Below are 24,365 nucleotides of genomic sequence, written 5' to 3'. Positions count from 1 at the left end.
CACTGTCAGCACATCTCTCAACGCAGCACCTCTTCCTCAACCGTCCGTGTCGCGGCGGGGAGGTTGCCCCTCACCAGGAGTTCATTGACCGGAATGACCTCGCCACCGTCCCACTTCTCCCGCAGTTCGGCGATGACGGGATCCGCCGGATGGTCGGCCGTGAGGGGGCCGGCGATCGCTATCACGATCTTTGCGCCATCGGCGCGCGTCGCCAGAATGGGCACGACGACATTTCCCATGCCAGATACCGTCACCGTCGCGTCGCCCTCGTAGGTCATACCATTGCCCGTGTTCCGCTTAAGATCGAGTAGTAGAATCCGGGTGGACGCCGCCACACGCTGAGGACTGAACGGCTGCATGTTATCAGTTAGGAGGAACTCCACGAGTTCCGCACCGACGTGCCGGTCGAGTTGCCCATGCTCGAACTTGTTCTTGAAGCTACGTAGGCAGCGGTAGCAGGAGGAATCGCAGTTCTCCTCGCAGGTCTTCATAACCTTGAGCGCGCGCTGGAACAGTTCTAGCCCGCGACCAGCCAGTTGTCGGGCAAAGCCAGCACCACCAGGCAGCGTGTCGTAAAGGAAGATTTCGGCCTCGAGGCCTGCCTTGCCTGCGGGCGTCAGCGCCGGCCGATATTCGGCCATCATCTCGCCCGGCTCGACCTCAAGGATGCCGCAGGCGGCCTTCGCCATCGCTTCGCTTACCGTCCGCAAGGCGACATCCGTGGGATAGTAACCCGGCTTCAGCTTCAGGGGCGCCTCGACGCGGAGCGAGAAGAGCGCGATGTCGGTGATGAAATCGGTCCCTAGGACAATATGCCTGGAGGTCCGCGTCCCGGGGCAGGTGGGCTCCTTGTCCGGATACGGCTTCGGATGCGGAGCGAACATCGACGCCGTGCCTTCAGCGGAAGATTCGATGCGACCGCACAACGTGCAGTAGTTGTATCCCTCATGCTTGGGGCCGGTGTTCGACACCAGAAGATGCTCCCGGTTCGGCATAACGCGGATGCGGTCGTTCACAAACGTCCACTTCTCGTCGTCGGCGGGCGTCGGCATCACTAGCTTCGCCCGCGTCGCGTAGCTAGTTTCTGGCATATCGTCCGGTGAGGTGACCTCCTCTTGATCCACCCGGTGCGCGAAGCCAGGTGGCCTTAGCCAATATTGCGTCGGGCCGAACGTCTCCTCTGAGCCGCACGCATGACAATCTGTGATTGTATCGCGCTCCAGACCCTCGTCGATTTTCACCGTTTCGGCGAACCCGCACTCGCTACACTCTCGGTAGAGCCGGCGGTTCTGCCAAGCGTCAAACCGATCCTCCGACATCGGAGAGTAGATGGCACCCGAGGTGTAGCACTTGCCTGAAATCCAGACCTGCTTGCCGGGGGCGTATTGCGACAGTGCGACCGGCAGTCCCTGCGACGGCGCGAAGCGCATTACCGGTTTGTACTGGGTTGAGCGCTCCAGATCGAAGACGCTGAAAGTCGCGACGTCCGTCGGGAACGCATAGCGCGGCAGAACACCCTTGTAGAGCAGGCGGTCGAGCAGCGTGCCGGTTACCGCCTTCTGGGGAGGAGCCTCCTCACCAACCTCCTCCTGCACCTCGTTGTCACCTTCCTTGGCGTCGTCATCGTCCTCTATCTCGACTTTCGCGCCGCCGACCGAATCACTCGCAATCGCGGCCTCGACTGCGGTGATGCAATCCTCGGCCATGCCGTCGAGCAGCGCTTGCCGGACCTCGCCCGACACCTCATGGGGAATCCATCCAGACACCCGGGATTTGAGGTCGGCCTCATTGTCCAGAAGCCACTGCTTAAAGTCGGCCGCGTTAAGCGTGGCTCCAGACGTCTTGAAGCCTTCAACCGAACCGAGAACCGAGAACAGGTCGGGGTTGGACGTGGGATCGAACTTCGGGAGGCGGACCTGATGATACGACTGCAACAAGTATGCCCGGATGTGCCGCTTTACGATATCGGGATTGTCTAGCGTCAGCCTCGGATCGATGACCTTCCCCGAAATCATCTCCTTCGGCTCCCTAAAGTAATGTTCGTCGTGGCTGTCGGCGCTGCCGAAAGCGACGACCGTCGCTACCGCGTTGCCGCGGCGCCCCGCGCGGCCCGCGCGCTGCTGGTAGTTGGCCCGGCCGGGCGGCATGTTGCGGAGCGCGACGCCGGAAAGGGCGCCGATGTCGATCCCCACTTCCATCGTGGTGGTGCTCGACAGTACATCGATGGCCGTCGACTGCCCAGCCGTGGCTCCCCAGTCGAGGTCCACGTCTTGGAACAGCAGTTCGTTCACCTCGGCCATCGAGAACACATCGTCGCTCTGGGGCGCGTTCAACTGGGCGGTGTGCTCGGCCGCGATCAGCGCCATCGGGATCTCGGGAGGATCCGCCAGCGCCCCTAGGACGGGCGAGCGGTAGTACCCCTTGCGCGCGGAGAAGACGCTGTCCTCGACGGGGTCGAGGGCCGCGACCTGATCGCTGCCGCAGTCCAGGCAGTGTGGGATGGTCCGCACGGGACGGTGGACCGACTTGCAGTCCGTGCAACGCCGCCACTCGCCATTTAATTCGAGGGATAAGTTCTGGCCCGCGAGCCGGCGAAAGCCACCGTCCATATCGGTCGTGAATATGTTGAGCAGGATCGGCGTCCAGGCCTTGAACGACTTACGGGCTGCGGGGTCCTTGAGGACCGTGTCCATCGCCTTGAACGTGCCCTTGCGGGAATTCACGCTCGTACCTTTGCCGGCGGGGCGCTTATACCATGCCATCGGCATCGTGCTCAGCCAGAAGCCAACCGAGCGCCAGCAGCGCAGCCACGCCCTCGCTAGCGCGACCTTGTCCTCGTCGGTTTCCGCAATCCCCGGGATCGGCGGGAGCGCGTGCAGCTCTTTGGTCTTGTTGGCACGCTCGCGGATCGACGCGAGCGCGAGCGCCTCCAGGCCCAGATACTTGTCCTGGACGGTCTTCACGATGTCGTCCAGCAGCGCTGCCGGCGGCGTCTCCCCCCGTACCTCCATCCACAGCATCGTCAGCCGGGTTTCGTCTGCCGTCGCGTTCTCCGCAATGCCTTTCGCAACCATCTCCTCCGCGGTAGAAAAGTTCTCCCCGGACTTCCGCTCGGGCCGCAGGCGAACGCCAAGCGCCTGCGAAGCCAGCATCACCGCGAGATAGAGTTCCTCGAGGCTAAGCATCTGCTGGACCATCGTCGGCTTCGCAAGCAGGTCGTATCCCCAGATGATCAAAGAGCGCAGCGCGTCGCGCACGGAATACATCTGCAGATTGGGCGCCAGCCGCGCAGCGACCTGACGCGAATCCGAGAAGACGAGGACCTTACGCCCGCGGAGCGGCGCGAACCGGCTCGGGGCTTGCTTGCCGGGAGGCTGCACGGCCAACTGGCGGGAGACAATCGCCTGGAACGGCTGATCACCCTTGGTCTGGTGGTTCTGGACCGTTGTGCGGCCCCGTGCCGTCTGCCCGCACACGCCGCAGGGCACGAACTGGCCGCGCCGTTCCGAATTCGTGTCGACCTCACCATCCTCTCCGACCGCTGGCGCCTGACGCTCCTTCCTAATGTAGACGGTGCGCGTCCGCTGGCCGGCCGAAAGTCGGCCAGTGTCGAGATCGTATTCAGCGATCTCGGCGACATCAGGCCGTCTCGGCCGTTCCAGCAGCAGGTCGAGGTCTAGAAGCGGCAGGGTTTCGCCGCCCGTCATGCGCAGCCTGCGGCCAGGTTCGGACCAGAGGGCGTCCGGCGAGTCGACGTCGTCCGAATACGCCCTTGCGTACCCCGAACCACAACTCCGGCAGGTGAAGAACTCCAATACCCGCGACCCGCATCCGCAGACGTCGTGCGGCTGGCTGTACATCTTGCCGCTGATGCCGGTGCGCTCCTCCTCGCCGAGTTCCGAGCAGTCGGGGTCCATGCACACCCACAGACCCGGGAGCCCGCGGTAGAAATTGTGCACGCGGCATGGCAGCGGGCCCGACGCATCGGGCTGCTCGCGCGCTACGCTGCCGATCGCGAGAAGGGCCGTGACGGCCGCGTCAGCGATCTCCAGCGAATCAGGGAAAAGCTCCGCGCCGAGTTCGGCGACCGGTTGGGCGGCACCCATGGTGGTGTTGACGAGCCGCCCAAGCGGCGCGAAGTCCTTCAACGCCTCGAACAGATCGCGCTCGATGCCTGCCGACGGCGTCACGCCGCGATGGCCGAGGAACGGCGCGATCGCTGCCGCGCGGTCCGCTTCGTCCGGCGAATAGAACAACGGGAGGGCGAGGGCCGCCAAGACCTCAGCGTCCGCCTTGCTGCCGACCGCCGCGTTGGCCCGAAAGTCTAGGTCGCCCGTGACGGCCACGAACGTCTCGGGCGGCACGCCGGAAAGTTGGGCACCAAACTCGGTCGCATATTCCTTACTATCGAAGCTCGCGGTCGCGCAGATAACCTGGAAGCGCTCGGCAGAGATGTCGAGGCGGTCACGGAGTCTTCGGAGCAGAAGCCCGACCTCGGCGCCCGCCGCACCGCGGTAAAGATGGGCCTCGTCGAGGACGACGGTGAACTTCTCGACGGGGTTGGCCGCCAGCCAAGTGCGCGTGCTGTCGAAGATCGTCCGCTCGATCGGCCGCATCATCATATATTCGAGCATCGAGTAGTTGGTCACCATCAGGTCCGGGCACGAAGCCTGGACCTCGTGGCGGGTGATCAGTTCAGAGTCCTCCGGAAGCGTCGTCGCGCGAAGGAATTCGTCCTGCTGGGGGTCGTACCAGCGTGACCCCTTCGCCCCGAACCACCTGTCGAGATCGGGTTTCGCCGGCCACTTCCCACGTTCCTGCAACTGCGAGCGAAGCCGCGCCGCGCGTTCCTGATCCTCGGAGACGGGACCAGCCGCTTGGCGCTCGATCTCGACGTAGAACTCCTCAAAGGAGGCGAGCTTCCGTCCATCCTTCTTACCTGATCGAACCCCGGCATACGGCGTTCGGCTGGTGTAGCGTGCGAAACGCGGTGGGCGCCCCGCCCAGGTGTTGAAGTGATCGACGAGGTCCGTATCGCCGAAGATGGCACGCAGACGGCCCAACTGGTCGTTGACCAGGGCGTTCATCGGATAGAGCAGCAGTGCCCGCATAGCCGGCTGCGCGAAGGACGTCGGTCGCTCCGCCGCCTCGCGGGCAAACTTGCCCAGGATGGGGAGCAAGAAGGATTCGGTTTTACCCGAACCCGTGCCGGTCATGATGACAAGGTTGCGTCCATCGATCAGCGCGTGCCGGACCGCATCGCCCTGATGTCGGTAGGGAGGGTCGAACAGCAGGCGGGGACGGTCTTCGCGGACACTCGACAGCTTCTCAAAGATCGTGCGGGCGGCGGGCGGCAAACCCTCGACCTCGCTGAATCTCGCGCCCACTTGGTAGCGCGGTGTCGTCTCGAGGAATGGCTCCTGGTGCGTGACGCCGGTCCGGTCCAGCAGCGTCCTGCGCTGGTCGATCAGCGTGGACGCACCGATGTGGTAGGTCGCCTCGATGTATTCCTTCAGCGAGGAATGGAGACGGTCAATCGTCTCCTGGATTGTGGTCGACATCTTCAGGACCCCCTCATTCGGCTGTCCCCGCGAGGAACAGCATCTCACTTAGAAACTTCTCTTCGGTCGCGAGCTCTGTCTGTGGAACGAGAAACGAAAGGAGGCATCCTGCGGGATCGATCTCGCTCCCGATTACAGCAAGCCGCTTCCGTGCCCACATCGGAATCGGGAAGAAGAAGTCCAGAATCGCGTCCCCTCCGGCTTCGCGCAACCGGTATTCCTGCGGGCGGCCGGCGACCGTATCGATCGCCATCTGGATCCGCCACGCGGCGTCGCAGCCGCGCCACCTGTCACCATGTAGCGGCAGGTCCATCAACTTCCGCGGCTGACCATCGACGAGTTGCGCATAGCCCCACAGGTCGGATCCGAACGTCTGCGGCCTACGGACCACGAAGTTGCCCGTCAGCGTCCCCGGCGATGTCCATCGTCCCTTGTAGCTTCGAGCCCTTCGCGATCCGTCGAGGACGATCATGTCCGGTATTTCTCCAGATGCTTGCAACCCGCTGAGCTTTGTATCGTGAAGCGTGATTAGGTCCTTGGCGCTGACAGGTTTTGGGTGTTTCAGCCAGGCGCTCTCGGACAGGTGCCGCAAACCAAGGTCGTGCAGCACTGTGGCCAAGTCCTCCGTCGGAAGCGGGGTGATGGACCTGATGCCGCGGCGGATCTCGACCCGCGACCTCATCTCCGTAGGCAGCGGAGTCTGCTCGTCCGCGGAGAGCCCTAGCACGAAGGCCGTACCGCCGGGTCGGACGACATAGCCGGGTGGCGCCGCGACCAGCCAGGTGCCGCGCACCTGCTCGCCTTCGAGCGCGACGTCGCCCAGTTCCAGAAGATCGCCGATCGCCACCAGCGATTCGATCGAAGCCTCGACGAGGTCTATGAAGGTCGCGACATCATCGACCAACCCGTGGTGACTGTCGACCATCCGGCGCACGAGTGTGCGCGGTGAGCACGGGCAAAGGAAGCCGGCGAGCCGCCGGACAGCGGCCGACAAGTAGCAAGCGCTCAAAATTCCCTCATCGCCTCTTTCAAGGCCCAATGATGAATAGGCTGTGCCAATGACGGCGTGCTCGTCGATGGCTTCGATCATACCGAACCTCCAACATTGGACGCAGAGGCTGGGTAGGACCGGCCAAGCAATTGCACGATGCGGGCACCGGCCGTTAGGCCTGGACAGTTCCAGAGGTGGTCGATCATGGTCGCCAGTTCAGTGTCGTCAGGTCTCAAACCCCGGTCGAGCACGTCGGATAGGTCGAGAGCGGGTTGTGACGCGACGCCGGGCGCGACGGCATAGCGATGCGCGAGCGAGGCAAATTCGCGCTGCCTGACGTGGTCCGGCAACCGGGCGAACTTCGCTGCGTCCCTAACTAGGACGATCGCGAACGCCCGCTTGTGTTCGAAGCACTCGATCAACGCCTCCACCGCCTTTTCCCGAGAACGACCTTCGCGCAGTGCTCTTTCCGCGGCGGCCCAATTCGCGCCACACATGACGTAGTGGAGGCACTCCTTCAGGCGATCGAGGACGCGCGCGCGCCGCTCGATCGCGAACGCCCCGGCGACCCGCGCATCGGACCACGCTACTACCGCCTTCACGATGATGAGTGCATCTTCACGCGTCCGAAGCACAGTCCTCAAGTCCGGCTCGACGAGCAGCCCGCCTAGGCCGCCATCGACTTTCCTCACACCTACGACCAGCGGCACATGCTGATCACCATAGCTCGCGACGAAAAGACCGCCTGGTGTCTCCGGCTCGATGCCCGCCTCGACGTCGGCAACTGCGAAGGGTTTCTCGTCTAGCGGTCTTGCGAAAGATCGGAATGAGACTTGCGGTGGTGCCTCACCGTCATGGTCGTCAACCAGCCTGATTTGCGTGGACTTGTTCGTGGAGCGCCATACCCAGCGGATGGGGGAGGCGTCCCTGTGAAGCGGGATCCGAATTGTTCCGAGTTCATCCCCATCGACCAGAATTCGGCCAGAGCTGGCCGCGAGATAGCCCCAAGGATCCTTCTCCCGTCGCTCGAAGGTCGCGAACGCCGAGCGCCACGTCTCCGGGCCAAAAGGCAGCGCCAAAACGCCAACCTGTTCGAGGGCGATTCGTGCTCCGGAGCCATCGAGAAGCTCAACCGAGACGGTCACATGGCGACCCGCCGGTCCGAGGACTTCTATCTGGGAAAGGCCCTCCCAGAACTCGTCGAGTGTAGGTTCCGGCGGTTCCGAACTGGCAATGAGTCCACAATGACCGATCGTTCCGCTGACCCAAGCGTTGGGCGGCCTGATGGACAGCGAGATCCATCCTTCGACGGGCTGCGATGAAGTGTCCGGTGCCGCGTGCCCGATCACTCTGACGGATAGCACGTGGTTGCCTGCCGGCAATGGCTGAAGGCGGATGAACGTCGGGACGCCGGCAGCCTTCGCGGCGATTGTCAACGGTGGGTCCGTGCCGAGCCTTACTTGATACTCCGCGATAGGGTGATCATGCTCGATTCCGAAGCACGGGCTTTCGTTCTCAAGCCACTCCGTCGCCCCTTCGCCATCCCAATTTCGTGCGGCGAGTCCCGCTGGCCAGACTCGAATTGTCTGCGCGATGGAGAACCCGGCCGCCTTAAGTTCGGCGACCTGTTCGGTTGACAGGGTTCGAGGCAATTCCAGTCGTAGCCCCTTCACCCCTTCGCATACGATCGAGGTCGGAGTGGCGGCAGTGAGGTTCGGAACTTCTGACGTCGATATGAGCACGTAGGTGTGGCCGGGTCGGACCAGCCTTCCGACCATCTCGATCGCCTGTCCGTCGGCGCCGACCCGGAAAAGCCATGTCGGGCCTGGAGAAATATGCCCCTCGCTTGCGAGCAGATGTTCCATCTTTGGGTTCGGCGCCAGAAATTTCAGAACCGGCGCTCCCGTCGGAGGCCAAGACTCCAGCACCCTTCTTTGCGCACCTTGAAGGAGCCAGCCAGGGGGACGGGTTCCCTTCGTACCAGCGACGGTGCACCTTGCCCGTCTCAGGAACTCGTCAAGCTCAGGGGAGAGGTGAGGATCAGCGTGCAATAGGCACCCCCTTCGTGGGGTGATCGGCGTGCAAAAAGGACCCCTTCATCCCGGGGATTTAGTCGGCCGACTGGTTTTGATCAGTTGGCGAGAACGGGATGTTGATCGTGGAGACAGTGGTTCGGATTCGGCGTGAGCATGCAGCGGGTAAGGCGATCAAGGCGATCGCTCGTGACCTTCGTTTGTCGCGGAAGGTCGTCCGCAAAGCGATCCGGTCGCCGGAGGCGGCGTTCAACTATCAGCGCAAAGTCCAGCCTTTACCGCGGATTGGCCCCTATCAGGAACGGCTCGATGTGCTTCTCGAGGAGAACGAGGCGCGAGGTCGCCGCGACCGGCTGCGGATGACGCGTATCCATGATCTGCTTGCGCGTGAAGGGTTCGAAGGTTCCTATGACGCGGTGCGCCGCTATGCGGCGCGCTGGCGTGCTGCGCGTCGGAAGGATGCCGGCGAAGGTGCACCGGCGTTCATCCCGATGACCTTCCAGCCCGGCGAGGCCTACCAGTTCGACTGGAGCCATGAGGATGTGGAGATCGCCGGCAAGCCGATGCGGATAAAGGTTGCGCACGCTCGTCTCTGCGCATCGCGCACGCCTTATGTCCGGGCCTATCCGCGTGAGAGCCAGGAGATGCTGTTCGATGCCCATGCTCGGGCGTTCGCTTTCTTCGGCGGCGTGCCCCGGCGCGGTATCTACGATAATATGAAGACGGCGGTGACGAGCGTGTTCACCGGCAAGGAGCGCGTGTTCAACCGCCGCTTCCTGATCATGACCGATCATTACATGGTCGAGCCGACGGCCTGCTCACCAGCAGCGGGATGGGAGAAGGGCCAGGTTGAGCAGCAAGTCCAGACGATCCGGGGCCGCTTCTTCCAGCCGCGGCTTCGGTTCGCCAGCCTGGCCGAGCTCAACGGGTGGCTGGAGGCGGAGTGCCGACGCTGGGCCGAGCATCACGCCCACCCCGAGCGCAGCGACATCACCGTCGCCGAGGCGCTGGAGATGGAACGACCGGCCCTGCAGCCGATCCTGGCACCGTTCGACGGCTTCCATGAGAGCGAGCATGCCGTCACCGGCACCTGCCTCATCAGCTTCGATCGGAACCGCTACTCGGTCATGTCGACGGCCGCGCGCCGGACCGTGCAGGTGCGTGCCTATGCCGATCGTATCGTCATCCGTTGCGGCGAAGAGATCGTCGGGGAGCATGAGCGCCACTTCGGTCGGAACCGCACCATCTACGATCCTTGGCATTATCTGCCGGTCCTCGCGCACAAGCCCGGCGCGCTCCGTAACGGGGCGCCGTTCCAGGACTGGGATCTGCCGCCCGCGTTGCATCGATTACGGCGAAGGCTCGGCACCGGGGACGAGGCGGATCGCAGGTTCGTGCGGGTCCTCTCGGCGGTGCTCACCGATGGCCTGGAGCCGGTAGAGGCTGCCGTGCGCGAAGCGTTGGCGAACGGAACGGCCAGCGACGAGCTGATCCTCAACATCCTCTCCCGGCGCCGCGAGCCGGCGACACCCCACAGCATCGTCACTTCGGAAGACCGGATGCTGCAGCATCCTCCGCTCGCCGACTGTGCCCGCTATGATCTGCTGCGAGGCTATGATGCAGCGGCATGATATGATCGACACGATGCGCGGCCTCGGACTCAAGGGCATGGCGGCGGCGTTCGACGAGGCGGTCACCACCGGCCTCCAGCGCAAGCGCACCACCATGGAGATACTGACCGACCTGCTCCGTGCTGAGGCGACCCACCGGGATGCAGCCTCCATCCGCTATCGGATGACGGCTGCGAGGCTGCCCGTGGTGAAGGACCTGGAGCGGTTCAGCTTCGAGGGCACACCGATCAATGAGGAGATGATCCGCTCCCTTCACGATGGCTCCTTCCTCCCGCCTCGCCGCAATATCGTGCTGGTCGGCGGCACGGGGACAGGCAAGACCCACCTCGCCATCGCGATCACCGCCAATGTCGTGCGAAGGGGCGCTCGCGCCCGCTACTTCAACACCGTCGATCTGGTGACACGCCTCGAAGAGGAGACCCGGATCGGCAAAGGCGGGACCCTGGCGGCGCAGCTGTCGCGGCTCGACCTGATCGTGCTCGACGAGCTCGGTTATCTGCCGTTCGCCCGCTCGGGAGGGCAGTTGCTGTTCCACCTCATCAGCAAGCTTTATGAGCGGACCAGCGTCATCATCACCACGAACCTCGCCTTCGGCGAATGGCCGACCGTGTTCGGCGATCCCAAGATGACCACGGCGCTGCTCGACCGCGTCACCCACCACTGCGATATCGTCGAGACGGGCAACGACAGCTGGCGCTTCAAAAACCGCAGCTGACAGCCACCTTCGGCGCCTTCAAAAATCTATCTTGCGCTGCGCGCGCCTCCGGTCGGGCTACGCCCGCCCTCCGCCGCACGCAGCGCAAGGCCATCTTCAACAAACCAGCATCATATTATCCGAAAAGGGGGTCCCTCTTCGACGCCGATCGGGGGTCCCTTTTGAACGCCGTTTGACAGGGGAGAGGTCGGCGACGGGCTGGAGGCTGGGCAGTTCGATGGTCGGCGTCCACTCGTCGGGGGCGGTCCGACGCAGTAAGAGCAACGGGCGGATCGAAAGTCTCCGCTCGTCGTGTTTGCTCGTTGAAGAGGCGTCCGCAGCCGCGCCCCCTCCGAGATTTCGTGCCACGCCGCGCATTCTGGCGACCTCGACGGCCTTCCTGGTATCGTGCAGCCACTGGCGCGCGTTTCTCGTTTCTTCGAGATCACCAACGATTCGCTCGAGCGTCTGCGGCAGAATTGCGCTATCTTCACCGGCGGTACGGTGGTCGAGGAGGCCGAGGACAATTCGTCCGACCAACTCCTCTTGCTCTAAGAAGTTGTCGAAGCGCGAACTGCCTCCGCGAGCCATGCGGGCAACGTAACGGCCAACGTCTGAGGCCGATTGGTCGAGCCTTGAGACCAACTGGTATCGAAGGCCATAAAGCGCGCGTGCCAATTGCCATTGCAGGTCTTTGGGGAGCAGTGCGTGGGTGATTGGCCATGCGATGATTGAGAAAAAGTTTGCCCATCTTCCAACGGGCAAGACGCCGCCATAGCTCTTGCGGAACTTTCCGAACCAGTTGCGGAGCGCCGGACGCCAACTCCGATCCCAAAAGGGCATCCGGCGTTCAAACGTATGCCAATACTCGTCGCCGTCGTAGTCATAACCCTGTTCTGTTGCGTAGATAACCCAAACCAGCCAGTGCGTGGCCAAGCGATAGCGGGTTTGCAGGGCCGCCTTGAGCAGCTTCGAGACGTCGGACAACTCATCGGTGTTTAGTCCATGCTCGAAAGCGAACACGGGCAAACCGCGCTCCGCGCGAATTGCCGCCAGCGACGCGAAGTGTCCTTCGAGACGCTTTTGGAAAGCGTCAAGATCACCGCTCATCGACAAACGAGCATAGATTTTTCGTAACGACTGCCCCGTCCCTGCGCTTCAAACCCCGTTCCCCCTGCAGCGCCTTCAGACAATCGCCGTCGCCCCCGACTGCTTGTATCAACTTACATGAACATTTAGTTTGCGCCAATGGAACGGACGAAACAATCCAATACGGATGGAGCAAGTGACTTCATTCTGTTTTAATGTCTCACTTGAGCGGCAAGTCCTCGATGTTCGTGCCCGACGCAGATTGCGTGAACAACCTCCCATCTCGACTGTGCGCTTATGTGTCGAAAGCTGATTCTTCGCGAATGTTGACGGTTGGATTCGACAGGCAAGTTTCTTGCCTTGACCAAGGTCACACAAATGTCCGCTTGCTGCGATTCACAGCCGAAAGCGGTCGGGCCGCAATCGGCCATTTGACTCGGATCAATGACGAACGTCGCGGCGCGTTCCAATCTAGCATAATTGAAGGAGATTGGACGATGCGAAATATTTTGGTTCAGGCTGACAATGACGCGGGCATGGCGATACGGATCGAAAGCGCGCTGACGATCGGTCGGCGCTTCGGGGCGCATCTCAGCCTTTTGATCAGCTCGCCCTATCAGCAATTCATCGCCTCCGATCCCTTCGGCGGGATGTATCTGGCAAAAGAGCAATTGGCGCAGGCTCAGCTTGCCGATCTCGAGCTCGAAAGACGACTGGGGGCCGAGCTCGCGCGCGAGGATGTGCCATGGGATGTCGCGATCGCCGACGGCGATGCGCTGTCTACCATGACGCTTGCCGCAACGCTCTCCGACTTGGCGATCGTGCCGCTTGGTACTTGCGACCGTCGCGGCCATCGGATCCCGACGATCGCCGCCGATCTCGCGATCACCGTGTCGCTACCTGTCCTTGCCCTTCCGCCCGAGGGAGGAAGCTTCGATTTCGACGCACCGATGATGGTGGCATGGAACGGAAGCCCGCAGGCCGCCAATGCCCTGCGTGCCGGCATATCGCTGATGCGCGATGCCCGGAACGTCATTCTCGTCACGGTGGGCGACGACGAAGGCCGTGTTTCGGCGGAGGATGCGCTTCGCTATATGTCGCGGTACGGCGTGCATGGCGAGCTCCGACGCGAGGCGAAGGGCGTCAGGACCGCAGAAGAAGTTCTCGAACGTGTCGCAATCGAGATGAAGCCCGGCCTGATCGTCATGGGGGCTTTCGGCCGGCCGCGCCTGCGCGAAACCCTGTTCGGCGGTGTAACGCGCTATCTGCTCGAAGCTGCGCCCGCCCCATTGCTGCTCGCGCACTAGGGTCCTGCCTCTCCGAATTCGATCCGCTAAGCTTTCCAAACCGGCTGCCTTCCTGTACGGTGGACCCGTGACCGATTGTGCGACCTGCGTTGTCCGAAACCGCGCGATTTGCGCGAGCCTGAACCCCTCGGAGCTTGCCGCTCTGGGCAAGATGGGGCGTCGGCAAAAGGTACGTGCCGGGCAGACTTTGCTGTGGGAAGGCGATGGCGCACCCGTCGTCGCCAATGTTCTCGAAGGCGTGCTCAAGCTTGTCGTGTCGACCGCCGACGGGCGCGAGCAGATCGTCGGAGTCGTCTTCGCCTCCGATTTTATCGGCCGCCCGTTTGGCAAGGAAAGCCCGTACAGCGTCACCGCAATGACTGATGCCGAGGTGTGCATCTTCAACCGCAACAATTTCGACGAGTTTGCAAGCTCGCACCCCGATCTCCAGCAGAAACTGCTTCGCCGCACGCTCGACGAACTCGACCGTGCGCGCCACTGGATGATGCTGCTCGGGCGCAAGTCGGCGTCGGAGAAGGTCGCGTCCTTCCTGCTCGAAATGTCCGAGCGATTATCGGGGCAGGGGTGCCAGTCAGGCGCGCGCGACGGTTTCGAGCTGCCTTTTGGTCGTCAGCAGATCGCCGATATCCTTGGCCTGACGATTGAAACGACGAGCCGCCAGCTCACGAAGATGCGAGCCGACGGCGTCGTCGATCTGCCCTCGCGGCGCGAGATCGTGATCAACGACCGCGCGGCAATGGAGGAAATGGCGGGCTGACGCTTTCGCTCAGAAGCGGAAGGCGACCCCGGCGCTGACGACCCACGGGTCGAGCTTGTGCCGTGTTTTCAATACTTCGGTGCTGCCTGCGTACCATGTCGCGGTCGGACGCAGGAAATAGCGTTTGGCGTCGATCGACAGCGCCAGCCCCTTGTCGTTCACCGGGATATCCACACCGGCCTGTAATGCGGCGCCGAGCTTGTCGCCCATCTTTTGCCGCGTCGCGCCGAGCGCCCGCGTCGTTGCGCCGGGCTTTTCGTCGATGAAGATGAAATAGCTGGGGCCGGCGCCCACGTAAGGGCGCACGCCGGCCTCCTCGCCGAAATGATATTTGAGCGTCAGCGTCGCGGGGACGATCTTCGCGTCGGACACCAGCGTCGCGCCATTCAGGGCGCCGCGACCATCGACATCATGCTGCGTCACCCCGGCGATCGTTTCGAGCGAGATATTGTCGGCGACGAAATATTCGATCGCGACCGTCGGCGTCACATTGTCGTCGGCCTTGCTTTGCGTGCCCGCGGGCAGGCCGATCAGGTCGGTCTTGACCTCGGTGATCTTGCCGTCGGGCGCCACATAGGTTGCCAACAGCTTGAGCTGGATGTCGCCCGCCTTGGCAAAGGCCTGTCCGGGCAGCGCGAGCGCGGCGGCGAGGGCGATAAGCGGGAGAGCTTTGGTCTTCATGGGATCTACCTCCTGTTTGGGTGGCGCATCCCTGCGTCCGGCCCGATCGCCGCGCATTGATGCGGCGCAACAAGTTCGTTGATCCCGATCAATGTTTCCGCGCGAGCGCGCGTCCATGGCGGTCCCGAACCGCGTAGCCGCCCGGCTGCGCCAAGCAGGGACAGAGATATGGACGGTCTGGTAACAAGGGCGGGGGGCTGGCTGGGATTGACCCTGCTCGCCCTCGTGATGGCGGCGCTGGCGGTCGATGCGCCGTTCGCGGTGCATATGATCATCGTCGCGCTTGCGTGCCTCGCCATGCTTTGGGCGACCGTCACGCGCGCCGACTATAGCGCCCTCGCGCGCGGCCTGTTGAAGATGCCCGCCGATCAGAGCATCTATGACGACGATCCGATCCGCTGGGGCGTCATCGCGACCCTGTTCTGGGGCATCGCAGGAATGGCCGCTGGCCTGTTTATCGCGCTCCAGCTCGCCTTTCCGGCGCTGAACCTCAACCTCGAATATACGACCTTCGGGCGCCTCAGGCCGCTGCACACCTCGGCGGTGATCTTCGCCTTCGGCGGCAATGCGCTGATCGCGACGAGCTACTATGTCGTTCAACGCACCTGCCGCGCGCGACTCGCCTTCCCGACGCTCGCGCGCTTCGTTTTCTGGGGATACCAGCTCTTCATCGTGCTCGCCGCGACCGGCTATCTGATGGGCGTTACCGCCGCGAAGGAATATGCCGAGCCCGAATGGTATGTCGACCTGTGGCTGACCATCGTCTGGGTCGCCTATCTGGTCGTTTTCGTTGGCACGATCGTGAAGCGCCGCGAACCGCATATCTATGTCGCGAACTGGTTTTACCTGAGCTTCATCGTCACCATCGCCATGCTGCACATCGTCAACAATCTGTCGATGCCTGCCAGCCTCCTAGGATCAAAGAGCTATGCCGCCTTTGCCGGAGTGCAGGATGCGCTGACGCAATGGTGGTACGGGCATAATGCGGTCGGATTTTTCCTGACCGCGGGCTTCCTCGCGATGATGTATTATTTCGTGCCGAAGCAGGCCGAACGGCCGGTGTACAGCTATCGCCTGTCGATCATCCACTTCTGGTCGCTGATTTTCCTCTACATCTGGGCGGGGCCGCACCATCTCCACTACACGGCGCTGCCCGACTGGGCGCAGACGCTGGGCATGGTCTTTTCGGTGATCCTGTGGATGCCGAGCTGGGGCGGCATGATCAACGGGCTGATGACGCTCAACGGTGCGTGGGACAAGATCCGCACCGACCCGATCATCCGCATGATGGTGATGGCGCTCGCCTTCTACGGCATGAGCACCTTCGAAGGCCCGATGATGTCGATCAAATGGGTCAACTCCATGTCGCACTATACCGACTGGACGATCGGCCATGTCCACAGCGGCGCGCTTGGCTGGAACGGCATGATCACCTTCGCCTGCGTCTATTACCTCGTGCCGCGCCTGTGGGGGCGTCCGCGCCTCTACAGCCTGCGCATGGTCAACTGGCACTTCTGGCTCGCGACGGTGGGGATCGTTTTCTACGCCGCGTCGATGTGGGTCGCGGGCATCATGCAGGGGCTGATGTGGCGCGAATATGGGGCCGACGGCTACCTCGTCTACAGCTTTGCTGAGAGCGTATCGGCGATGCACCCGATGTATCTGATCCGCGCCGCGGGCGGGGCGATGTATCTCGCCGGCTTCCTGATCATGGTCTTCAACGTCTGGGCGACGCTCGCGGGCAGGGTCCGCGCCGAAAAGCCGATGATCGAAACGCCCTACAACGCCGCGGCGGATCGTCCGCTCGCGCCCGTTCCCGCCGAATAAGGAGCCCGGACCATGGCCACCAAACCCGCCAAAAAGGGCTTCAGCCACAAGAAGATCGAACGCAATGTGACGTTGCTCGGCGCGCTCGCGCTGCTCACCGTCACGGTCGGCGGCATCGTCGAGATCGCACCGCTCTTCTGGATCGACAACACTGTCGAGAAGGTCGAGGGGATGCGCCCCTACACCCCGCTCGAACTCGCGGGGCGCAGCATTTATATGCGCGAGGGCTGCTACACCTGCCACAGCCAGATGATCCGTCCGTTCCGCGACGAGGTCGAACGCTATGGCCATTACAGCCTCGCCGCCGAGAGCATGTACGACCATCCGTTCCAATGGGGGTCGAAACGTACCGGGCCCGACCTCGCGCGCGTCGGCGGCCGCTATTCGGACGAATGGCACAAGGCGCATCTGATCGATCCGCGCAGCGTGGTGCCTGAATCGATCATGCCGCCTTACGCTTTTCTTGCCGAACGCGACCTCCAGACCGGCGATATGTCGAATGACCTGACAGCGCTCTACCGTGTCGGTGTTCCCTATACGAAGACCGATATCGAGAAGGCGAACGAAGATCTCGCGGCACAGGTCGATCCTGCAGCCGGCCTCGACCTGCAGAAGCGCTATCCCAAGGCGCAGGTTCGCGATTTCGACGGCGATCCGGACCGGTTGACCGAGATGGATGCGCTGATCGCCTATCTGCAGATGCTCGGCACGCTGGTCGATGTCGACAAGGCGGCACCGCAGGAACGCGCCGGTGAAGCGGAGGCGGCGCGATGAGCTACGACGCGCTTCGCCATTTCGCCGATAGCTGGGGGCTGCTCGCGATGGCGCTGCTGTTCCTCACCTTTATCGCCTGGCCGTTCCGGCCGAGCGCGCGCGCCCGCAACGACGAGGCCGCGAACATGATCTTCAAGGAAGACGAGCATGGCTGACCTGAAACAGCGCATCGACGAAGCCACCGGCACGAGCACGGTCGGTCACGAATGGGACGGGATCGAGGAACTCGATACGCCGATGCCGCGCTGGTGGCTCTGGACCTTTTACGCGACGATCGTCTGGGGGCTGGCCTATGTCGTCCTCTATCCGGCCTGGCCGATGGTCGACAGCGCGACCAACGGCGTGCTCGGCTGGTCGAGCCGCGGCGACCTCGCAAAGGAAATGGCGGCCGACGCGAAGCGCCGCGCGCCGACGGTCAATGCCATTGCGGCAACCGCGATTACCGATCTGCCCGCGAAGCCCGAGCTGATGCAGGCTGCGGTGCTGGGCGGCGGCGCGGCGTTCCGCGTCCATTGCGTCCAGTGTCATGGTGCAGGCGGCGCGGGGGTGAAGAACCTCTATCCCAGCCTGACTGACGACGACTGGCTGTGGGGCGGCGATCTGGCGACGATCGAATATACGGTCACCCACGGCATCCGGAATCCCGACCACAAGGCGACGCGCACCAGCCTGATGCCCGCCTTCGGCCGCGACGGCATATTGGATGCGGCGCAGATCGGCGATGTCGTCAGCTATGTGCGGCTGATCAGCCGGCAGGAAAAGGCCAGCGCGTCGTCGTCGCGCGGCGCGGCGCTGTTCGCGGACAATTGCGCGGTGTGTCACGGCGCGGGCGGCGAAGGCGGGCGGCAGGTCGGTGCCCCGAAACTGACCGATGCGATCTGGCTGTATGGCGGCGACCGCGACAGCCTGACCGCGACGATCACGCAGCCGCGCAACGGCGTGATGCCGCGCTGGGGCGGCCGGCTCGATCCGGTCACGATCAAGATGCTGTCGGCCTATGTCTATTCGCTGGGCGGCGGCGAGAAGGGGCTCGCGCCCGTCGCCGAAGGGGCGGGAGCCGATGACCAGTCCTGAAGATCTCTCCGGCCAGCCCGCGCCGCTCTATGAAGCGCGGAAGGGCGTTTACCCGAAAGCGGTGAATGGTCCCTTTCGCCGCTTCAAATGGGCGATCATGGCGGTGACGCTGGCGATCTATTACGGCACGCCGTGGATCCGCTGGGATCGCGGTCCTTACGCGCCCGATCAGGCGGTGCTGGTCGACCTTGCCAACCGGCGTTTCTACATGTTCCAGATCGAGATCTGGCCGCATGAATTTTACTATGTCGCCGGCCTGCTCATCATGGCGGGGATCGGGCTGTTCCTCGTCACCAGCGCAGTCGGACGCGCTTGGTGCGGCTATGCCTGTCCGCAGACGGTGTGGACCGACCTGTTCCAGCATGTCGACCGGCTGGTCGACGGCGACCGCAACGCGCAGGTCCGGCTGGCCAACGGGCCATGGACGCCCGAAAAGATTATGAAGCGTGGCGCCAAATATCTGATCTATCTTGCAATCGCCTTCTGGACCGGCGGCGCATGGATCATGTATTTCGCCGATGCGCCGACGCTCACGCGGGACTTCTGGACCGGGCAGGCGGCGCTTGTCGCCTATGGAACCGTCGCCGTGCTGACCGCGACGACTTTCGTCCTCGGCGGTTTCATGCGCGAGCAGGTGTGCATCTATATGTGCCCCTGGCCGCGCATCCAGACCGCGATGATGGATGAAAAATCGCTGCTGGTGACGTACAAGGACTGGCGCGGCGAGCCGCGCGGCAGCGTCAAGAAGGGACAAGCGCATCCCGGCGCCATCGGCGACTGCATCGACTGCAACCAGTGCGTCGCGGTGTGCCCGACCGGCATCGACATTCGCGAGGGGCCGCAGATCGGCTGTATCACCTGCGCGCTGTGCATCGATGCGTGTGACGGGGTGATGGAACAGGTCGGACGGTCGCGCGGGCTGATCGATTATTGCACGCTCGACGATGTCGCGACCGAAAAGGCGGGCGGCACCGGGCAGACCATTCGCAAGACGCTGACGCGCCCGCGCACCCTCATCTATCTGGGCGTTTGGACGGCGATCGGTGCGGCGATGCTCTTTTCGCTCGGCCAGCGGACGCGGCTCGACCTTGCCGTCCAGCACGAACGCAGCCCGCTCTATGTCCAGCTTTCCGACGGGCAAATCCGGAACAATTACACGCTGAAGCTGCGCAACATGGAAACGCGTCCCCGGCGGGTCGCGGTGAGTATGAGCGGGCTTCCCGGTGCGGCGTTGTGGACCGACGCCGGCTCGCGCGAAAATGCCGGGCAGCGCGTCGAGATGGCGCTGCCCGCCGACAGCGTCACAAGCGTCAAACTTTTCATCGCGGCGCCCGGCGCCGGTCCTGCACGGCAGGACTTCACGATCAGCACGCGCGGGCTCGACGGCGATCCGCGCGGCGACAGCGACATCATCCAGTTCGACCGGCCGGAGGCAGGACAATGACCGACACACGCAAGCCCAAAAAGTTCACCGGCTGGCACATGACAGCAATTCTCGTCACCTTTTTCGCGGTGGTGATGGCAGTCAATTTCACCATGGCGCGCTTCGCCATGTCGACCTTTGGCGGCAAGGTGGTCGAGAACAGCTATGTCGCGAGCCAGCATTATAACGAATGGCTGAAACGCGCCGACGCGCAGGACCGGCTGGGGTGGGATGCGCGCATCACGCTCGATGCGGGGCGTCACGTCCTGCTCGCAATTCGCAAGAATGACGTTCCGCTTGACGGCGTTCGCGCCGCGGCGACCATCAATCACTCCGTTGGGCGCATCGCGCCCGCTGCGCTGCGTTTCGAGCCGGCGGCGGGCGGCGGGCTGCGCTCGGTCGAGCCGCTGGCGATAGGGCGCTGGCGGCTCGACCTTATCGTCCGGCATGGCTCCGCCGAAGCGCGCTATCGCGAGGATCTGCAATGACCGCGACTGCCCTCGTCGAACGGGACTTCGCGGTGCCCGATATCCGCTGCGCGGGCTGCATCGCCAAGCTGGAGCAGGGGCTGGTGCGCGACAGGCGCGTCGCCGCCGCGCGCGTCAATTTCACCGAAAAGCGCGTGCATCTGTCCTGCACAGCCGACACCGACATGCCCGACCTGATCGGTGCCTTTTCGAACCTGGGGTTCGAGGCGCATCCGATCGGGAGCGGTCCCGACGAAGCCGATGCCGAAGCGGAAACGAGCCGCGAACTGCTGCGCGCGGTCGCGGTATCGGGCTTCGCGATGATGAACATCATGCTGTTGTCGGTGTCGGTCTGGTCGGGCGCGGCGGGGGCGACGCGCGACCTGTTCCACTGGCTGTCGGCGGCGATTGCGCTGCCGACCGTGGCCTATGCCGGGCGGCCCTTTTTCCGCTCGGCTTGGCGGGCGCTCCGTCACGGCCGCACGAACATGGACGTGCCGATCAGCATCGGCGTTGCGCTCGTCTGCGCGATCAGCCTGTACGAGACCGCGACCAGCGGCCCCCACGCCTATTTCGACGGTGCGGCGATGCTGCTCTTCTTCCTGCTTTGCGGGCGCTGGCTCGACAGCGTGATGCGCGACCGCGCGCGGGGCGGGGTGACTGCGCTGCTGCGCAACATGGGAACCGGCGCGATGGTGCTCGGTGACGATGGCCGCAGCCGCTGGGTCGACGCGACCGCGCTGGAGCCCGACATGGTGATGCTCGTCGCGGCGGGCGAGCGGCTGTCCGCCGACGGTGTGGTCATCGGCGGGGCCAGCCAGCTCGACCTGTCGCTGCTGACGGGCGAAAGCGCACCGCAACCGGTCCATCCCGACGACCGGGTGCATGCCGGCACCTTGAATCTCGACACGCCGATCCGGGTGCGCGTGACCGCAGCGGGGGGCGACACCGCCATCGCCGACATCGCGCGGCTGATGGGCGAGGCGGCGCAGGGCAAGTCGCGCTATGTTCGCATCGCCGACCGCGCCGCGCGGCTTTATGCGCCCGCGGTTCATTGCCTCGCGCTGATGGCGTTCGCGGGATGGATGATCGCCGGGACGGGGTGGCATCACAGCCTGCTGATCGCGGCGGCTGTGCTGATCATCACCTGCCCCTGCGCGCTCGGTTTGGCGGTTCCGGCGGCACAGATCGTCGCGGCGGGCGAACTGATGCGCGCGGGCGTGCTGATCAAGGACGGATCGGCGCTCGAACGGCTCGCCGAGGTCGACCGCGCGCTCGTCGACAAGACCGGCACGCTGACGCTCGGGCGCCCCGAAGCGATCGGTCTCGAACGGCTCGATATCTGGGTGAAGTCGCTGATCCTCGCGCTGTCGCAGGCGAGCCGCCACCCGCTGAGCGAGGCGCTGACGCGGGGGCTGCAGGCATATGATGTCCGGCCCGCCGAGGTGACGTCGCTCCGCGAGACACCAGGCTTTGGCATCGAAGCGCACTGGGCGGGGCGCATCGTAACGCTTGGCCGACCGCAGGCGGGGGATATGGGCGACGCGCTCGCGACCGCGCTGTCGGTCGACGGCAAGGCGGTCGCGACGATCCGTTTTGCCGACCGCCTGCGGCCCGACGCCGCCGACGCGATCGATGCACTGGGGCGTCAGCGTATCGAAGCGATGATTCTGTCGGGGGATCGCGCCGAGGCGGTCGCGCCGGTCGCGCGCCAGCTCGGGCTGACCGCGCAGACGGGGATGAGCCCGCAGGACAAGCTGGACGCAATCGACCGGCAGGTCGCGCTGGGCCGCAAGGTGCTGATGATCGGCGACGGTCTCAACGATGGCCCCGCGCTCGCGGCGGGCCATGCATCGATGGCGCCGGGATCCGCGAGCGACGTCGGCAAGAATGCGGCCGACTGTATCTTCCTTGGCGACCGGATGATGCCGGTGGCGCAGGCGGTACATATGGCGCGCCGGACGCAGGCGATCGTGCGGCAGAATTTCCTGCTCGCGATCGGATATAACGCCGTCGCGGTGCCGCTGGCGTTCCTCGGCTTCGTCACGCCGCTCGTCGCGGCGATAGCGATGTCGGGCTCGTCGCTGATCGTGGTCGGCAATGCGCTGCGGCTCAAAAGGGCGCTCCGGTGAACGGGCTGGTTTTCCTGATCCCGATTGCGCTCGGGCTCGGGCTGCTCGGTCTCGCCGCCTTCTTCTGGTCGCTGCGCAAGGGGCAGTTCGACGATCTCGACGGCGCCGCGCTGCGCATCTTTGTCGAGGATGAGGAGGAGCGGGCATGAGGCTGCGCAACCTCCTCGTCGTAGCGGGTGCCATTGCACTGATGCAGCCGCCGGTCTCGGCCGGTGCACGCATCCTGTTCGTGCCCTCGTGCGGCGGCGCCACGCACCGGATGATCGTCCCCGGTGATCCCGCCGACCCCGACCAGCGGCGCGATTGCGTCAAGGCGTGCCACGCCGTTACCGACCGGCGCAGCAAGGCGGCCGGCGTCAAAAAGGGCTGCTGCTGACGTACGTGCGTTGATCCCGGTCAATGTTCGGGCGCGGGCGCGGGGGTAAGAGGCTTGCATGTGGTCCTATCATCCCGATCTGCTCGCCAAGCCGGTGCCGCGTTACACCAGCTATCCCACCGCGATGGAGTTTACCGACGCTGTCGGCACTGACGATTATGCGCGTGCGCTCGACGCGATCGAGGCTGCGACGCCGATCTCGCTCTATGTCCACATCCCCTTTTGCGAGCAGATCTGCTGGTATTGTGGCTGCAACACGGGGGCGGCCGGGCGCAAGCAGAGGCTGGCGGACTATCTGGTCGCGCTGCGCGCCGAAATCGCGCTCGTCGCAAAGCGGCTTGGCGGGCGCGGGCGGGTGCAGCGCATCGCCTTTGGCGGCGGGAGCCCGAATGCGATCGCGCCGGTGGAACTGGTGCGGCTGCTCGACCGCATCCTCACCGTCTTCGACGCGCATCGTCCCGAGGTGTCGATCGAACTCGACCCGCGCGGCTTTTCGGCCGAATGGGCTCTGGTGCTCGCGGCGGCGCACGTCACGCGCGTCAGCCTCGGCGTCCAGACCTTTGCTCCGCACGTCCAGCAGGCGATCGGCCGCATCCAGCCGCTGTCGCATATCGAACGCGTTGTCGCGGCGCTGCGCCTGCGCGATATCGATGCGATCAATTTCGACCTGATGTACGGACTGCCCGGCCAGTCGCTCGCCGACCTCGACGCCACGCTCGATGAAACGATCCGCCTTGCACCGAGCCGGATCGCGCTGTTCGGCTATGCGCATCTGCCCGACATGATCCCGCGTCAGCGGCGAATCGACGCCAGCGGACTTCCCGATCAGCGGCTTCGGTTCGAACAGGCCGAACTGGGATATCGCCGGTTGACCGAAGCCGGCTATATTCCCGTCGGTTTCGACCATTTCGCAAGGCCCGACGATCCTTTGGCTGGCGCCGTAAAGGCGGGGCGCGTCAGCCGCAATTTCCAGGGGTTTACCGACGACGACGCGCCGGTCCTCCTCGGCTTCGGCGCGAGCGCGATCAGCCGGTTTCCCGAGCTGATCGTCCAGAACGAGAAGCGCGCGGGTCCCTATCGCGACATGGTCGGCGAAGGGCGGCTGAGCGCGGTCCGCGGCGTATCGATCGACGGTGCGCAGCAGATGCGGGGCAGGAGTATCCGCGACCTTTTATGCCGTGGACGGACGCGCGTCGGAACGGAGGGCAGGATGCACGTACGAAGCGTCCTCGCCGAATATGAACGTCGCGGCGTCATCGAATGGGACGCGGACGACCTGGTGATCCGCGACGACGGCCTGCCCTATGCGCGGCATATCGCGGCGCAATTCGACAGCGTGAGGGGCTCGATCTAGTTCGTCGAGGCTCCGTCTGCTTTTCCCGCCCTCTGGCTCAAAGCTGCCAGTCCACAACCGGCCAACCTTGATCAGCGCCCCCGCGCATTGGGCGAGCTCAATTGTCGCAGATCGATAGCGGTGGCTTGCATGCGACGACGAAGTCGCGGCTTCTACCTAGTCGCGGTCATTGGCGATTCTGCGACGACGTTGCG

Annotated in this window: 19 protein-coding genes; 14 read left to right on the top strand and 5 right to left on the bottom strand. The window is 64.1% G+C overall.

The window, feature by feature from the left end:
* Nucleotides 1-17 precede the first annotated feature (17 nt).
* Genes V6U71_RS13680 through V6U71_RS13670 form a run of 3 tightly spaced genes read right to left on the bottom strand, consistent with a single transcriptional unit; the run spans nucleotide 18 to nucleotide 8,417 of the window.
* Complete coding sequence (locus V6U71_RS13680; protein WP_411338967.1) at nucleotides 18-5,561, bottom strand: DEAD/DEAH box helicase; 5,544 nt, start codon at nucleotides 5,559-5,561, stop codon at nucleotides 18-20.
* Nucleotides 5,562-5,574: 13 nt separating this feature from the next.
* Nucleotides 5,575-6,651 carry a hypothetical protein gene (locus tag V6U71_RS13675; protein WP_411338966.1) on the bottom strand — a complete coding sequence of 359 codons (1,077 nt, stop codon included), beginning with the start codon at nucleotides 6,649-6,651 and terminating at the stop codon, nucleotides 5,575-5,577.
* A complete protein-coding gene (locus V6U71_RS13670; RefSeq protein ID WP_411338965.1) occupies nucleotides 6,648-8,417 on the bottom strand; it encodes a hypothetical protein in 1,770 nt (589 codons plus the stop codon). Before V6U71_RS13670 ends, V6U71_RS13675 begins: the two co-directional genes overlap by 4 nt.
* Before the next feature lie 284 nt (nucleotides 8,418-8,701).
* Here V6U71_RS13670 and istA point away from each other — a divergent pair, with 284 nt between their 5' ends.
* On the top strand, nucleotides 8,702-10,216 hold the full coding sequence (gene istA, locus V6U71_RS13665; protein ID WP_068878314.1) for an IS21 family transposase: 1,515 nt from the start codon (nucleotides 8,702-8,704) through the stop codon (nucleotides 10,214-10,216).
* Nucleotides 10,203-10,931, top strand: a complete 729-nt coding sequence (gene istB / locus V6U71_RS13660) for an IS21-like element helper ATPase IstB (protein ID WP_031304487.1) — start codon at nucleotides 10,203-10,205, stop codon at nucleotides 10,929-10,931. The genes istA and istB overlap by 14 nt, the downstream gene beginning before the upstream one ends.
* A 96-nt stretch (nucleotides 10,932-11,027) precedes the next feature.
* Here istB and V6U71_RS13655 read toward each other — a convergent pair whose 3' ends face one another.
* Nucleotides 11,028-12,020: a hypothetical protein gene (locus V6U71_RS13655; protein ID WP_411338964.1), complete on the bottom strand. Its 993-nt coding sequence runs from the start codon at nucleotides 12,018-12,020 to the stop codon at nucleotides 11,028-11,030.
* A gap of 203 nt (nucleotides 12,021-12,223) precedes the next feature.
* On the opposite strand from V6U71_RS13655, the gene V6U71_RS13650 reads away from it, so the two are divergent.
* Both V6U71_RS13650 and V6U71_RS13645 read left to right on the top strand, forming a co-directional pair.
* On the top strand, nucleotides 12,224-13,306 hold the full coding sequence (locus V6U71_RS13650; protein WP_411338963.1) for a universal stress protein: 1,083 nt from the start codon (nucleotides 12,224-12,226) through the stop codon (nucleotides 13,304-13,306).
* Nucleotides 13,307-13,373: 67 nt separating this feature from the next.
* Entirely contained in the window at nucleotides 13,374-14,063 is a 690-nt protein-coding gene (locus V6U71_RS13645) for a Crp/Fnr family transcriptional regulator (protein ID WP_411338962.1), read from the top strand.
* Nucleotides 14,064-14,072: 9 nt separating this feature from the next.
* Here V6U71_RS13645 and V6U71_RS13640 read toward each other — a convergent pair whose 3' ends face one another.
* On the bottom strand, nucleotides 14,073-14,744 hold the full coding sequence (locus V6U71_RS13640; protein ID WP_411338961.1) for an OmpW/AlkL family protein: 672 nt from the start codon (nucleotides 14,742-14,744) through the stop codon (nucleotides 14,073-14,075).
* 168 nt (nucleotides 14,745-14,912) lie between these two features.
* Here V6U71_RS13640 and ccoN point away from each other — a divergent pair, with 168 nt between their 5' ends.
* Genes ccoN through hemN form a run of 10 tightly spaced genes read left to right on the top strand, consistent with a single transcriptional unit; the run spans nucleotide 14,913 to nucleotide 24,171 of the window.
* Nucleotides 14,913-16,571 (top strand): cytochrome-c oxidase, cbb3-type subunit I, encoded by a 1,659-nt coding sequence (gene ccoN, locus V6U71_RS13635; protein WP_411338960.1) that lies wholly within the window; start codon nucleotides 14,913-14,915, stop codon nucleotides 16,569-16,571.
* Between the two features lie 12 nt (nucleotides 16,572-16,583).
* The gene (gene ccoO / locus V6U71_RS13630) at nucleotides 16,584-17,345 is read left to right on the top strand and encodes a cytochrome-c oxidase, cbb3-type subunit II (RefSeq protein ID WP_411338958.1); all 762 of its coding nucleotides are present in this window, start codon (nucleotides 16,584-16,586) and stop codon (nucleotides 17,343-17,345) included.
* The gene (locus V6U71_RS13625) at nucleotides 17,342-17,500 is read left to right on the top strand and encodes a cbb3-type cytochrome c oxidase subunit 3 (RefSeq protein WP_411338957.1); all 159 of its coding nucleotides are present in this window, start codon (nucleotides 17,342-17,344) and stop codon (nucleotides 17,498-17,500) included. The genes ccoO and V6U71_RS13625 overlap by 4 nt, the downstream gene beginning before the upstream one ends.
* Entirely contained in the window at nucleotides 17,493-18,419 is a 927-nt protein-coding gene (ccoP, locus tag V6U71_RS13620) for a cytochrome-c oxidase, cbb3-type subunit III (RefSeq protein WP_411338956.1), read from the top strand. The genes V6U71_RS13625 and ccoP overlap by 8 nt, the downstream gene beginning before the upstream one ends.
* On the top strand, nucleotides 18,406-19,863 hold the full coding sequence (gene ccoG / locus V6U71_RS13615; protein ID WP_411338955.1) for a cytochrome c oxidase accessory protein CcoG: 1,458 nt from the start codon (nucleotides 18,406-18,408) through the stop codon (nucleotides 19,861-19,863). Before ccoP ends, ccoG begins: the two co-directional genes overlap by 14 nt.
* The gene (locus V6U71_RS13610) at nucleotides 19,860-20,330 is read left to right on the top strand and encodes a FixH family protein (RefSeq protein WP_411338954.1); all 471 of its coding nucleotides are present in this window, start codon (nucleotides 19,860-19,862) and stop codon (nucleotides 20,328-20,330) included. The genes ccoG and V6U71_RS13610 overlap by 4 nt, the downstream gene beginning before the upstream one ends.
* Nucleotides 20,327-22,441, top strand: a complete 2,115-nt coding sequence (locus V6U71_RS13605) for a heavy metal translocating P-type ATPase (protein ID WP_411338953.1) — start codon at nucleotides 20,327-20,329, stop codon at nucleotides 22,439-22,441. The genes V6U71_RS13610 and V6U71_RS13605 overlap by 4 nt, the downstream gene beginning before the upstream one ends.
* Nucleotides 22,438-22,590, top strand: coding sequence for a cbb3-type cytochrome oxidase assembly protein CcoS (ccoS, locus tag V6U71_RS13600; protein WP_327479572.1), 153 nt, complete (start codon nucleotides 22,438-22,440; stop codon nucleotides 22,588-22,590). The genes V6U71_RS13605 and ccoS overlap by 4 nt, the downstream gene beginning before the upstream one ends.
* On the top strand, nucleotides 22,587-22,817 hold the full coding sequence (locus V6U71_RS13595; protein WP_411338952.1) for a hypothetical protein: 231 nt from the start codon (nucleotides 22,587-22,589) through the stop codon (nucleotides 22,815-22,817). The genes ccoS and V6U71_RS13595 overlap by 4 nt, the downstream gene beginning before the upstream one ends.
* Nucleotides 22,818-22,875: 58 nt before the next feature.
* Nucleotides 22,876-24,171, top strand: a complete 1,296-nt coding sequence (gene hemN, locus V6U71_RS13590) for an oxygen-independent coproporphyrinogen III oxidase (RefSeq protein WP_411338951.1) — start codon at nucleotides 22,876-22,878, stop codon at nucleotides 24,169-24,171.
* The last annotated feature ends 194 nt before the right edge of the window (nucleotides 24,172-24,365 follow it).

Origin of the sequence: Sphingopyxis sp. J-6, from assembly GCF_046603995.1 — a bacterium.
GTDB lineage: Bacteria > Pseudomonadota > Alphaproteobacteria > Sphingomonadales > Sphingomonadaceae > Sphingopyxis.
The sequence above is the reverse complement of the archived record's forward strand: the minus strand, read 5'-3'. Positions and strand labels throughout refer to the sequence as shown.